Annotated in this window: 13 protein-coding genes; 5 read left to right on the forward strand and 8 right to left on the reverse strand. The window is 53.7% G+C overall.

Features of this window, described 5'->3' with window-relative positions; all coding sequences use genetic code 11:
- Positions 1 to 185 precede the first annotated feature (185 nt).
- Entirely contained in the window at positions 186 to 686 is a 501-nt protein-coding gene (locus tag K3T83_RS38620) for a GNAT family N-acetyltransferase (RefSeq protein ID WP_220208466.1), read from the forward strand.
- A gap of 92 nt (positions 687 to 778) precedes the next feature.
- Here the strand turns inward: K3T83_RS38620 and K3T83_RS38625 are convergent, their stop codons facing one another.
- The 5 genes from K3T83_RS38625 to K3T83_RS38645 form a co-directional block, all read right to left on the reverse strand.
- Complete coding sequence (locus K3T83_RS38625) at positions 779 to 1,135, reverse strand: hypothetical protein (RefSeq protein WP_220208467.1); 357 nt, start codon at positions 1,133 to 1,135, stop codon at positions 779 to 781.
- Positions 1,136 to 1,265: 130 nt separating this feature from the next.
- A complete protein-coding gene (locus tag K3T83_RS38630) occupies positions 1,266 to 2,081 on the reverse strand; it encodes a methyltransferase domain-containing protein (protein ID WP_220208468.1) in 816 nt (271 codons plus the stop codon).
- Between the two features lie 107 nt (positions 2,082 to 2,188).
- Positions 2,189 to 3,082, reverse strand: coding sequence for a mechanosensitive ion channel family protein (locus tag K3T83_RS38635; RefSeq protein ID WP_220208469.1), 894 nt, complete (start codon positions 3,080 to 3,082; stop codon positions 2,189 to 2,191).
- Positions 3,083 to 3,295: 213 nt separating this feature from the next.
- On the reverse strand, positions 3,296 to 3,763 hold the full coding sequence (locus tag K3T83_RS38640; RefSeq protein WP_220208470.1) for a hypothetical protein: 468 nt from the start codon (positions 3,761 to 3,763) through the stop codon (positions 3,296 to 3,298).
- 31 nt (positions 3,764 to 3,794) lie between these two features.
- Complete coding sequence (locus K3T83_RS38645; protein WP_220208471.1) at positions 3,795 to 4,331, reverse strand: MarR family winged helix-turn-helix transcriptional regulator; 537 nt, start codon at positions 4,329 to 4,331, stop codon at positions 3,795 to 3,797.
- A gap of 466 nt (positions 4,332 to 4,797) precedes the next feature.
- On the opposite strand from K3T83_RS38645, the gene K3T83_RS38650 reads away from it, so the two are divergent.
- On the forward strand, positions 4,798 to 5,700 hold the full coding sequence (locus K3T83_RS38650) for an aminoglycoside phosphotransferase family protein (RefSeq protein WP_220208472.1): 903 nt from the start codon (positions 4,798 to 4,800) through the stop codon (positions 5,698 to 5,700).
- A 156-nt stretch (positions 5,701 to 5,856) separates the two neighbouring features.
- Here the strand turns inward: K3T83_RS38650 and K3T83_RS38655 are convergent, their stop codons facing one another.
- The 3 genes from K3T83_RS38655 to K3T83_RS38665 form a co-directional block, all read right to left on the reverse strand.
- On the reverse strand, positions 5,857 to 6,756 hold the full coding sequence (locus K3T83_RS38655) for a transketolase family protein (protein WP_220208473.1): 900 nt from the start codon (positions 6,754 to 6,756) through the stop codon (positions 5,857 to 5,859).
- Between the two features lie 7 nt (positions 6,757 to 6,763).
- Positions 6,764 to 7,441, reverse strand: coding sequence for a thiamine pyrophosphate-binding protein (locus K3T83_RS38660; RefSeq protein WP_220208474.1), 678 nt, complete (start codon positions 7,439 to 7,441; stop codon positions 6,764 to 6,766).
- A 115-nt stretch (positions 7,442 to 7,556) separates the two neighbouring features.
- Complete coding sequence (locus tag K3T83_RS38665) at positions 7,557 to 8,621, reverse strand: LacI family DNA-binding transcriptional regulator (RefSeq protein ID WP_220208475.1); 1,065 nt, start codon at positions 8,619 to 8,621, stop codon at positions 7,557 to 7,559.
- A 475-nt stretch (positions 8,622 to 9,096) separates the two neighbouring features.
- Here K3T83_RS38665 and K3T83_RS38670 point away from each other — a divergent pair, with 475 nt between their 5' ends.
- The 3 genes from K3T83_RS38670 to K3T83_RS38680 are packed head-to-tail and all read left to right on the forward strand — an operon-like array spanning position 9,097 to position 12,486.
- Entirely contained in the window at positions 9,097 to 10,569 is a 1,473-nt protein-coding gene (locus K3T83_RS38670) for an ABC transporter substrate-binding protein (RefSeq protein WP_220208476.1), read from the forward strand.
- 51 nt (positions 10,570 to 10,620) lie between these two features.
- On the forward strand, positions 10,621 to 11,592 hold the full coding sequence (locus tag K3T83_RS38675) for a carbohydrate ABC transporter permease (protein ID WP_220208477.1): 972 nt from the start codon (positions 10,621 to 10,623) through the stop codon (positions 11,590 to 11,592).
- A 9-nt stretch (positions 11,593 to 11,601) separates the two neighbouring features.
- Positions 11,602 to 12,486: a carbohydrate ABC transporter permease gene (locus K3T83_RS38680; RefSeq protein WP_220208478.1), complete on the forward strand. Its 885-nt coding sequence runs from the start codon at positions 11,602 to 11,604 to the stop codon at positions 12,484 to 12,486.
- The last annotated feature ends 67 nt before the right edge of the window (positions 12,487 to 12,553 follow it).

Genomic DNA, 12,553 nt, shown 5'->3' on the forward strand with positions numbered 1-12,553 from the left:
AGAAATAACAATCCCAGGGGAAAGGTTATTGATAGAAAAGTTGGTTCTTTCCCTCAAAAGTGTTGTCCCAGGTTCTCCTGGAGATGAAAATGGTTAGCTTTGTGTTAGAAACTGTGATACGCTTTACACATGTCTCTCAGGGAGATCCTGAGAAGCGACGTATCCAACATCAAGAGGGAGACTACATGGAACCTATCATTATGCAAGCACGTGTGCGCGACGCTGAAACGATTCTCAAACTCCAATACCTGTGCTATCAGACACAGGCCGCTCTCTACAACGACTACACACTCCCCCCTTTAACGGAGTCCCTCACTGCCCTCCTCTTTGAGTATGACACCCATAGTATCCTGGTTGCTCGACTCGGAGAAGAAGTTGTTGGTTCGGTTCGGGGCCAGTTGCGTGAGGGAACCTGTCATATTGGACGCCTCATTGTCCATCCCAGGCTACAAGGTCACGGCCTTGGCACCAGGCTCATGTACGCCATTGAAGGGCACTTTCACAGCGCCACTCGCTATGAACTGTTCACTGGCTATCGCAGCGAGAGGAATCTGCATTTGTATCACAAGCTTGGGTACACGCGTTTTCGAGAAGAAACCGTCTCACCGCAATTGCGTTTCGTCTATCTCGAAAAACAAATCAGTCACCACATCATCTACGAAGTCGAAAAGGAACGCACGCGATAAAGCCCATCTTATGCAAGAGCCGAACTGCGGGGATTCATCCTTGCAGTTCGGCAGCTAAAGCTCAGTTGTATCATCTTGTTGAGATGCAATCGCTATGACGTGTGCTTGCTGAGCCAGCGTTCTATGACCTCGCCACGTTTGCTGGCGAGTCGATTGACTGAGGTGCATTGCTGTTCGATAACCTCCAGGGAGGCCAGTGGCGCAAAGGTGAGGAGCCACTTTCCCTCCTGATCCTCAAGATGTTGCACGCGCTCATGAAGTTGTTCGCGAGGTAGAGACCAGGAGCCGCCAAAGGAGCAATCCTGTTCCACTATCGCGACAATGATCGTATTCTCAGAAGCCTCCGCACAAGTCCGGGCAATGATGGGAGCGTGCTGGTGCAGCACTTGCGCCGCCTGCGCCGTCCATCGAGCCTGTTCTACTGCCTGCTTTGTCAAAGCAATCGTCATTTCTCGTCTCCTTCACGTGCCCCTCGGTGAAGAGGGCTGCATAACAACGATCATTATAGTTCAAGTGTACTTGAACTCGCGCGAAATTTCCAGGGAAGCGGCTGCTTTCAAGCGGAGGGATGTGAGTATTTTAGCGGGCAAGCGCACGCCGCAGCACCAGTATCTTGCGTTGCCGCAACACACGAACACCCTGCGGAGTCGTATTGTAGCATACATAAAGATCCAGAGCCGGGCGGTCGCTGGCTGGATCATAGGGCTTGCGGGGCTGGGTTTGCGGCAACATCCAGGGAGTTAGCATCGGTCCGACCTGGAGGAGAAACGCCTCCAGATGCTCGCTATCACGAAAGAACTCCTCATAGTAGTATTCTTTGCAACTGACAGGCACAAAACCGTAATCGGCATATCTGTGCAGCAAAAGCGCCTGATCGCTGGCGGGATCGGGAGGATAGTATCTGCGGCCAAATAGTTCGCCAAGCGGGTAGCCATCGCTATTGCTGACGACCTCCTGAATGAAGATGGCCGTTTGCCGCAGAGTGCGCACAAGATGCTCGTTGAGAAGGGGACCGCGACGACTGAAGGCCAGATCGAAGGCGTTCTCTGGCAATTGCTGTACGACGGTCGGATCTTTGACATCGCCATAGAGTATCTGTGCGTTGGACAGCTTTAAATGCTCGATGCGCATGCGTGTGGCCTGAAATAAATCTTCGCCAAGAGTAATGCCCCGGATCAGCTTCACGTCGGGCGCGAGTCGGCAAAGCGTTTGCCCGGCTCCACATCCAATATCCAGCACACTGCTCTCTGGCCCGGCATAGTGATCCAGCAGACGATCAAATTCAACGGTCGGGTCTTCCCCGTAATATTCGATATGGGAGGGATACGCATGGGAGCGATAGCTGGTGAAGACGCCATAGCGTTCTGCCAGCTCGCGATCAAAATCAAACATCATGCATTCCCAACCCTTCATACAGCAAATAATTCATTGATACATCGACTATGTTCGACGATGATGCTCGTGTATGGTAGGGGCGACGGCTTGGCCTCGCCTGTGTTCCCCTACGGTTTGATGCTAATCAAAGCGCCATGCCCGTTGGTTGTGTCGTCTTCCCGCACCTCTTCCAGATGTTTGATCAAGACGGGCGGCGTGGGGAAGAGGTCGATGTGATGCTCCACCAGCCTGTTTTTCAGCATGGTCAGAATCTTGTCCTGAAGATGCAAGAGGTGCGTGTGACTGGAAAGCCGCGTCCAACACTGGATGCGCATAGTGACGCCGCCATCGCCGAGAGCAGCGACCAGCGTCTCTACCGGTGGCTCGTGCAGGATATCGTCAATCGTATGCAGGCCGTGCTGAATCACGCGTTTCACCTCGTCGAGATCATCATCGTAGCCAACGACGATCTCATAGGTCAGACGACGCTTGTTGAAGGCCGTATTGACCGTCACCGACTGCGTGAACAGATCGGTATTGGGGATCACGACGCGGCGGCCATCGTAGGTCTTGAGCGTCGTCGCGCGCGTCTGGATATCTTCGACCGTTCCCTCGAAGTCAGCAACCGCTATCTGATCGCCAATCTTGAAAGGTGCGGTGAGGAGCAGGAGAATACCGGCCAGGAAGTTCTGGAACACGTCGCGGAAGGCGAAACCAACGGCAATACTACCGATGCCAAGCAGTTGGATGAGGTCGCCCGGTTTAAACGAGGGGAACATCACGGCCAGCGCGACCAGCAGCCCGGCAACAATCACGCCCGTCTGCGCCAGCTTGCCCAGGATCACGCCCAGATTACGAGCCTTTTGACGCCGATCCGTTAGACGAACAACAAAGGTTTGAGTTCTACGAGCGAAATAGTAAAAACACATGAAAATCAGCAATGCGAGCAAGAGATCAGGCAGCGCGGCGATGAACCCGTTGACCATATCAACCAGGGTTGTCCAGGCGCGGGCAAAGTCCATGAACGGCTCCTTTTATCAATTTTGATACGCTGGCCGATCACCCAATTGAAGCTGATGTGTCAATGGCGAAAAACATACATCCCCTTCTACGTGACGTGTCGTTGCGCATCCTCTGTCCTATACATGAGTATACACTGATGCCCATACTAATACAAGTAGCCCTTCTCTATATACTCGCGCTGTATGTATCCCTGTTGCCTGATCTTCTGCTCATCAAGCAGGCAACTTGAATGACACAGCTATCAGGAGGCAGGCAAAGGCCAGGATAATTGCCCAAACCCCCACAATATGAAAGCGTTCGGCATGGTCGATTTGCGCCTTCCAATCTGTAGGAGGTGAGTCGAGTTGCCAATCGGCGGTGGCACTATTGATCGGAACCGTACCGATGACCCTGATCGCAATCCAGATCAAGAGGGCAACCACGCCAACGCAACGGTATCCGAAACTCGGTGTACCACCGTTCAGAGCGGTCAGGGTAATGCCTAAGATGGCCGTTGGCGCAAAAAATGCGGGAACCAGCACCCGCAGCTTGAGTATCAGCGCTTTACGCAACTGGAGCTGCGCGTGGTCGGAAAGCTGCTCGGCGGGTTCCCGCACTCCGTAGTGGATGACAAACTCGATGCCAGCTAGCATGCCGGCGAAGAAGAGATTCACGAAGTCAAGAAGAGCCAGGAGAGCCATGATTTTTGTTTTCCTTTCATTTTGCAAACGCTTACTTCTTTGTGCTTTTGTTGCCCTCCATCACAGCCTTTGGGAGGAGATCAAAGCGCTTGCCCACGTCTCCCGCGATCTCAGTGGCGTTCGTAACGAGCCGTTGAAGGTCTGCCAGGAGACGGTCCACCTCTCCTTCAGAAAACCCCTGTCTCAGGCTTTGCTCGAAGGACTCCACCGCAGAAGCCAGGGTGTGTGAGATATCTCTGCCCTCGTCGGTGAGATAGACCTTGACCACGCGGCGGTCTTCACGATCATGTCGCCGATCTACCAGCCCGCTCTGCTCCAATCGCGTGATAATACCTGTTGCCGCTGGAGCATCCACGCCGCGCTTCTGGCTCATGGTCCCGATGGTCATACCATCATCCACGAGCAGGAGCGATAAAGCTCCCCACTGTGGCGGCGTAATAACATATGACTTTCCGCGCTCCTCGCAATGGATACGCAACACCTCCGCGTATGCATAGGTGACACAGCGTTCCGTATAGAAGAGCCAGTACGTAAGACGACCACGATTATCATCAAGAGGTAAATTCATATATCTCCTTTGCGCGCTTAATATTTTCTATGTATAAATATTTTGTGTGTAAATATTTGTATATGCGAAGTATATGTAATAAACTGCCGCCTGTCAAGGTTTTAGCATGTGAATTTGAGGATTGCCCTATTTGACAATTGCTCACTGATCGGGCATACTTTAATGAAGAGAATAAAAAGCAAGCTAATCGAAGGAGCATCTGCTATGTTCGCGCATTATTGACGCTGACACACACTTACCGCAATAAATAGTTGCTCCTCTCTCACCTGCCATTATACAGATGAGCTAGCTTTTTTTGCCCATCTCATCCCCTTTTTATTCCATTACTACCTCACATGCAATCTTGCCGCACGCGCCCCACCACATACTCTTCATCACATATGATGAATTGATGCCTCCATTTCGTAGTTGCGCGATAAATCGCGCAACTACGAAATGTAATATAAATCCTTTAGAAAGGTTTCTCATGTTTGAAATTCCTGAACAGTTTATTCAGCGAATGCTTGTTTTTCATGGTGTGAAAGGGCAGGCATGGATTGAGCGCTTGCCTGCTATTCTGGCGGCCTGCGAGCAGCGTTGGGGCTTGACGATTGGCACTCCCTTCTCAAATCTATCCTTTCATTATGTGACAGCGGCGACGAACCGCGATGGCGAGCCGGTGGTGGTGAAAGCCAGTTCTCCCACCGGCGAGTTTCCGAAAGAGATGGAGGCGGTTCGGCTTTTCGATGGGCATGGAATGGCGCAATTGCAGGCATTTGATACAGATGATGAGGTGATGGTGCTGGAACGCCTGCTACCCGGAACACTGCTCCAGGCAGTTAAAGACGATGAGCAGGCCATGTCCGGGGCAGCTTCTGTTATGAAGCAGTTGTGGCGTCCGGTGCCAGCCGGTGCACCGTTTCCCACCGTTCAAGATTGGGGGAAAGGCTTTACGCGGCTGCGACAACACTACGATGGTGGTCATGGCCCCTTCCCAAAGGCGCTTCTAGAGCAGGCAGAGCGGCTTTTCACGGAGCTGGCGGATTCGATGGCCGAACCGGTCCTGCTGCATGGCGATCTGCATCAAGAGAATATTCTGGCGGCTCAGCGTCATCCCTGGCTCGCTATTGATCCGAAAGGGCTAATTGGCGAACCGGCCTACGAGATCGGCGCTCTGTTGCGCAACAACCTCCCCCTTCAGATGTCCTCTCAGAAACGTGTGCTTGCTCGTCGCGTGGATCAATTAGCCGAAGAACTGGGGTTGGATCGAGAGCGTATTCGTTGCTGGGGACTGGCCCAGGCGGTTCTGTCGGTCTGGTGGGGTGTTGAAGATGAGAACAGGGTATATGAGGAAACCTTGATCTATGCCGAAGCACTCTCTCAGATCTAAGTGTAATAAGCTTCAAAAGTCGTAGTCGAGCGGTTATGAAAAGCTCCTTTCAAAATCGGGAATGCCCATTTCGTAGTGGAGCGATTGATCGCTCCACTACGAAATGGGGGGTTATATTATTTTGCATTCACGAACGTTGCCTGGATACAGTGTTTTTCATATCCCCAAAAATGCTGAGATGCGATTGTGGATGCCCGGCACATCCAGGTCCAGAGCGGCATCGTGCTGTTCGGGGGTGCCGTAATGTGAAAGAACTTTGTGGGGCATGCCGATGCTTTTGATGCGCGTCGGTCGGTCCTCCAGAGCTGCGCTGATCTCCGGCACCAGCACACCTTCGTAATATGGCTCAACCACGACAATATCGCTACTCACCGTATGCGCCCGGAGCGTGTCTCGATCAAAGGGGACAACCGTCGTACAATAGAGAATGGTCACGTCCATATTTTCCGTTGCGGCCAGCACGCGATCTAACATTGGTCCCACCGCAATCACAGTTGCGCGGCTGCCGCTGCGGATCACAGATAGCTTGCCAAAGGAGACGGGCTGTTCGTCGCGATTCTCGTTGACGCTCATCCGGTAATAGGTCGGCGCGCCATTGGCGTAGGCTTCGCGGAAGAGGCGGTCAAACTCGCTGGCATTTCCGGGTACGACGATCTGCATTCCCGGCAGGCTGCGCAAGATCTGCACGTCGCCCGGGCCGTGATGTGTCATACCCTCAGTGCTGTAATCATAGGAACCACCAGTGCTGATGAAGTTTCCACCCAGCCGTTGATAGCAGAAATCGTCCTTGAGTTGCTCAAAAGGGCGCTCAACCAGAAACGGCGTAATCGAGTGGGCGACGGGTATGAAGCCTTCCAGAGCCAGCCCAGCCGCCACGCCGATCATCGTTTGCTCCATGATGCCCACGTTTACAGCTCGCTGTGGATAGCGCTGCAACACATCCTTGAACAGGTCGCGGCTGATCTCGGCCAGCACCAGCGCCAGGCGTTCGTCACTCGCAAAGAGGTCGCTCACCGTGCTGATCATTTGTTCGCGCATCGTTACGGTTGTTGTCATTGTTGTCCTACGCTCCCTTTCTCTCGATTTCAGCAATAACGACGGTTGGCAACTCGGGGTCAGGCTGCGAGAGCGCGGCGTAGATCTGGTCGTGATCGCGCCCATTGATGCTGGTGGCGTGCCAGCCGGAGAGGGCGAATTTGGCCGCCATATCGCCCAGCGAGATGTTGCTGGAATGGTTATTGACAAGGATGCAGGTGAGATTGGCAAGCTTGAGATGACCTGCCAGCAGAATTGCTTCCCAGATGCTCCCCTCGTTGCACTCGCCATCGCCGATCAGCACGAAGACGCGGCGATCGCTCTGCTTTGCTCGCACTCCCAGGGCTACGCCAATAGCCATCGGTAGGCCGTGCCCCAGCGAGCCAGTCGAGACCTCCACGCCCGGAACCTGATTGCGGTCGGGATGTCCACCCAGAAAGCCGTCCCACGTCTCAAACGAGGAGAGAGCGGAGGGCGGGAAAAAGCCCTTGTCGGCCAGAATAGCGTAAAAAGCGATCGGACCATGCCCCTTGCTCAAGAGAAAACGGTCTCGCTGCTCGCTATGAGGATTGCGCGGATCGTAGTGCATGATGCGGTCGTAGAGTACCCAGAGGACATCCAGCGTCGAATGCGCGCTGCTATCGTGCTTCTCATCGCCGGTTGCCAGCGCCATGATACGTCGAATATGTGAAAGATTGGTATTCATTGAAGTCTTCCCTCTTTCGGATGACAGTTATCTTGCTTTGAGCATACACTCGGCTCTGTCATCCCGCCATGCTCCAATGAACAGAAGATACACTGTCCATCGGGACAGGAACGATCTAGACGCGATCAGGCGATGGATGGACTTCAGCGCGTGGGCGAGAACTGCCGCGCACGAAAAACTCGTATTGCAAAAAGATTTCCTGTCGTGGGAGATCAGGCTGTTGCAAGCGCTGCAAGAGGCGGAGGGCGGCGGTTCGCCCTATTTCATAGGCTGGTTGGGTAACGGTTGTGATCGAGGCGAGTTCGGGGATGGCCCAGTGCATCTCATCGAAGCCCACAACGGCGATATCATCAGGTACGCGCTTGCCCTGTGCATAGAGCGCTCTTAACACACCGAGCGTCAGGCGATTATTGGCGGTGATAATCGCTTCCACAGGCGGGTCACAGAGCAACAATCTGTTCGCCCCCTGCTCACCGGCGTCTTCTTTGTATGGTCCGCGCTGCTCCAGCGCTGGATCATACGCAATACCCGCCTCCTGCAATGCCTGACAATAACCGAGCAGGCGATCACTGGCGGTCGTGGCAGATCTGGGGCCAGTGATGATCCCGATGCGCCGATAGCCGTTGTCGATCAGGTGAGTAACAGCCTCTTTCGCCGCCCGAACGGTATCAACCAGCACAGCATCAACCGAGCGGTCATGGACGCGCCGGTCAACGGTCACAACCGGGATATGGCGCGCCTTGAGCAGCGATAGGGCGTCGAGTCGCTCACGCGACGGGACAATGATGGCTCCTGCAACAGGCTCGGCGGCCAGAATTTCAATATATTGCTTCTCTTTTTGCGGATCTTCGGCAGAGTTACAAATAACCAGCAAATACCCGTTTTGTTGCGATACCTCTTCAACTCCGCTCATCATATCCATGTAGAAGGGGTTCTGGATGTCGGTCACAAGCAACCCCAACAATGCCGAGCGACTCCCAGCCAACGCACGTGCGGCCCGGTTTGGCTGGTAATTGAGGCTGGCAATCGCCGCTCGCACCCGCTCCGCCATCTGCGGATCAACTTTCTGCGATCCATTCACCACGCGCGAGACGGTCGCAATCGACACATTCGCCAGCTCCGCAACTTCGCGAATCGTGACTGGCTTGGGCTGCTGAGAATCGTCAGTTACATCAAACATAGCACCCCCATACAAACAAGGGCAAGCCGTTTATTGCCCACACATTACTTCTCCCCTGGTGTAGTAGTCGCGCGACTACTACGTGCTGAAAAGGGAAAACGCTTTCCCATCAAATATTTTTACTTCTGCTTGCCATAAACTTTCTGCCAGATGACGTGCATAGTATAGCTTATTTTTCCCTACAACGCAAGCAACATATGAGTTTTCGCCATTCTCATGAAAAGGGCTTGACAAATCTACCCTCAACAATTTATTCTTTAACGAGAAAGCGTTTTCTGGAAATTCTCGCACCGAAATTTCTCAGCAAGCGACAGCGACCGGTCAGCAATGACGCCCTTATTTTTTCGCGACGAGCTATGCACGCCAACGGTGAGCAGTGCAAAACTCAGGAATCCCTCTCGTACCCATGTGATGTTGTCAGACAGATCTACACACAAAGACCAACGGTCGGTCTTACTCATGGAGGAAACAGGAGATGGAGCATCAAAAGAATGATGCAATTATGCATGACCTTGAGCGCGAAATGATGAAACGCGGCTATAGCAGGCGCGATTTCGTCAAAATTGCCAGCGCACTTGGTGTATCTGGATTGTTAGCGGCATGTGGCGGTAGTGTCAAACCCCAGACGGACGCAGGCAAGAGCGCCGCTGGCACGCCGACACAGGCAAGCAAATCCCTCTACGACATTAACGATGCCAACGGGCTGCAATGGCCGAAAACCGCCGTTGCCGAGCCAACTTCCAAAGTCCAACTCAGCATTGCCCACGCCTGGGACGCCCCTTTCTGGACGCGTCAGCAGCAGTTTGACGAACTGTTCATGAAGCGTCACCCCAACATTACGATCAGCGCCGAAAACACCCAATGGGCCGACTTCCTGCAAAAGTATGTTGCGCAGGCAGCCGGTGGCACCCTGCCCGATGTCATGTACTGCCACTTTAGCTGGATACAGCAATTCGTCACACAAGGTTCGATGTTAGCACTGGACGACTATATCGCTAAACAACCGGACTTCAACATCGGTGACTTCACCAAGCCCTCGCTTGGCTTCTACAAACGCGCCGGGAAGTTATATGGCGTTGCTTACGACTGCGGCCCTGGCCTGCTCTTCTACAACAAAGACATGTTTGACAAGGCGGGCGTCAAGTATCCGACAGCCGATTGGACCTTCGACGATCTGAAGGCAGCGGCTATCAAGATGGTGGGTGGCAGTGGAGCGAGCAAGACGTTTGGCTACATCGGGACGCCCACTCCAAACGACAGCACAATAGCCCCGGCCTATCTCTATCCCTTTGGGGGCCAGTACGTCAATGAGCCTGCCGAAACGGAATGCCTGATCAACAAACCGGAGGCGGTGAAGGCGATGGAGTGGTGGATGGAGTTGCGGCTCAAATATAATGCCGTCCCCTCGCCAGGAGAGCAGCAGGCGATGACCGCACAACAGACCGACGCCTTCACGTTAGGCCGCTGTGCTATGATGATTAATGGCTCCTGGGCCACGCCTGCCCTCTCGCAAAACGCCAACTTCAAGTGGGATATTGCACCCTGGCCGAAGGGACCGGTGAAGCATTCCACCTTCGCTGCTGGCAGCGCCTACACCATCGCGAAAGGCAGCCAGCACCCCGACGCCGCCTGGATTTATCTCAACGAGTATCTCTCCACCGCCGGCCAATCGTTTATGTGGGGCATGACCGGTCGAGGCAGTCCAGCGCGCAGCTCGGCCTGGGAATCCTACTTCAAATCGAAGTACGCTCCCGCCAACGCGAAGGTTGTGCTTGATTCGCTCAACTCTTTTGCCTCCAACGAGATTCTGTTCCAGCCCACCACGCCGAAGGTTACAAACACGGCGAAGGCCATCTGGGATCGCGTCGATGCCGGACAATTGCCGGTCAAGGACGCGCTGGACCAGCTCGTACAGCAGCTTAACCCTATCCTGGCAGCGAATAAGTAAGTACTTGCTGGCCTGCTGCATGCACACTGGACTGTAAGGAGTAATCAGCAAATGCAACTGACTACAGAGAGACCAACAACTCCTGTGGAGAAGCGCAAGACTTCACAGCGACGATCGAGCATGCAGGCGAGGCGCGAAGAGCGGAGATTTTACCTGTTCATCCTGCCCTGGCTCCTGGGCTTCATTCTGTTTGGCGGAGGGCCGATCATCGCATCGGCTCTCCTCAGCTTCACCGATTGGTCGCTACTCTCCACCCCCCATTGGATCGGGCTGGATAACTACAAGCAACTGATCAGCGATCCGCTCTTCTATACCTCCCTCAAAAATACGCTCTACTACGGCCTGGGCAGCGTCCTCCTGGGGATCGTGACTTCGTTTTTGCTTGCCCTGTTGCTCAATCAGAAGGTGCGGGGCCTCTCGTTTTTCCGCACGATCTTCTATCTGCCCTCGGTTGTTTCCGGCATCGCAACCGCTCTGCTCTGGGTTAACATCTACCATCCCGACTTCGGGCTGATCAACTACGCGCTGAGCCTGTTCGGTATTCAGGGTCCGGGCTGGCTGACTTCGGAGAACTGGGTCATCCCCGCGCTGATCATTATGAGCGCATGGAGCGCGGGTAGCACAATGATTATCTACCTGGCCGGACTGCAAAACATCCCCAGCCACCTGTACGAAGCAGCATCCATCGATGGTGCCAACTGGTGGTTCAAATTCTGGCACGTGACGATCCCAATGATGTCGTCGGTGATCTTCTTCAATATGATTACTGGCTTCATCGCCTCGCTGCAAGCCTTTGTTTTGATTCTGGTGATGACCAATGTAAATGGCAGCAGCGGCGGCCCGAACAACGCCTCGCTTGTCTACGGCCTCTACATTTACCGGCAAGCCTTCCAATACTTCAGCATGGGCTATGCATCCGCGCTGGCCTGGGTGCTGTTCCTGGTGATTATGCTGATCACCTTCGTCCAACTGCGTCTCGCAAAGCATTGGGTGTATTACGAAGGCGAAACAAAGGGTAGATAGGATAAAACGATGAAAATGAGCATATCCAGCCGCTCAGCGCTGGCAGGCGAAGAGAAACAACCGATGCGCCTGTCCCAACTGCTCCATAAAATTCTGGTCTACGTGCTCCTGATCGGGGGCGCGATCATCTTTTTACTGCCGTTTCTGTGGATGCTGACGACCTCCCTGAAACCTGCAAAGGAGGTCTTCACCTTCCCGCCGCAATTCCTGCCAACCACGTTTGAGTGGCACAACTATCTCGATGGCTGGCTGGCGCTGCCATTCACCACGTTTCTGATCAATACGAGCATCATTACGATAGCAAACGTAGTAGGCAACCTGATCTCGTGTACATTGCCCGCCTACGCCTTTGCACGTCTTCAGGCGCGTGGGCGCAATTTCATGTTCGTTCTCATGCTGGCAACAATGATGATCCCAGCTGAGGTAACGCTGGTGCCGACGTTCCTGTTGTTTAGCAAGATTGGCTTCGTCAACACGTTCTGGCCGCTGATTCTCCCGGCCTGGCTCGGCTATCCCTTCTCGATCTTTCTGCTGCGCCAGTTCTTTATGGGCATTCCGCGTGAACTGGACGATGCGGCGCGTATCGAGGGCGCAACAGATCTGCAAATCCTGACCAGGATTATCCTGCCGCTCTCCAAGCCAGCGCTCGCCACAGTTGCGATTGTCGCTTTCGTTGGCAACTGGAACAACCTGCTGGCCCCGCTGATCTATCTGCGCTCGAACGACAAGCTGACGCTTGCGCTCGGCCTCAAGCTGTTCGACGGGCAATATATCACATTTTTCAACCAGCTCATGGCTGTCTCGATTCTGACAATTCTACCAATAGTTGTCACCTTCTTTTTCACACAAAAATACTTTATTCGTGGTGTTACGTTAACGGGGGCAGATCGTTAGAATCAAGGTATATACTGTAGCGACAACCCTTACGGTTGCCATTCCCTGTAGCGACAATCCCTTGTGT

It is taken from the genome of Reticulibacter mediterranei (genome assembly GCF_016587455.1).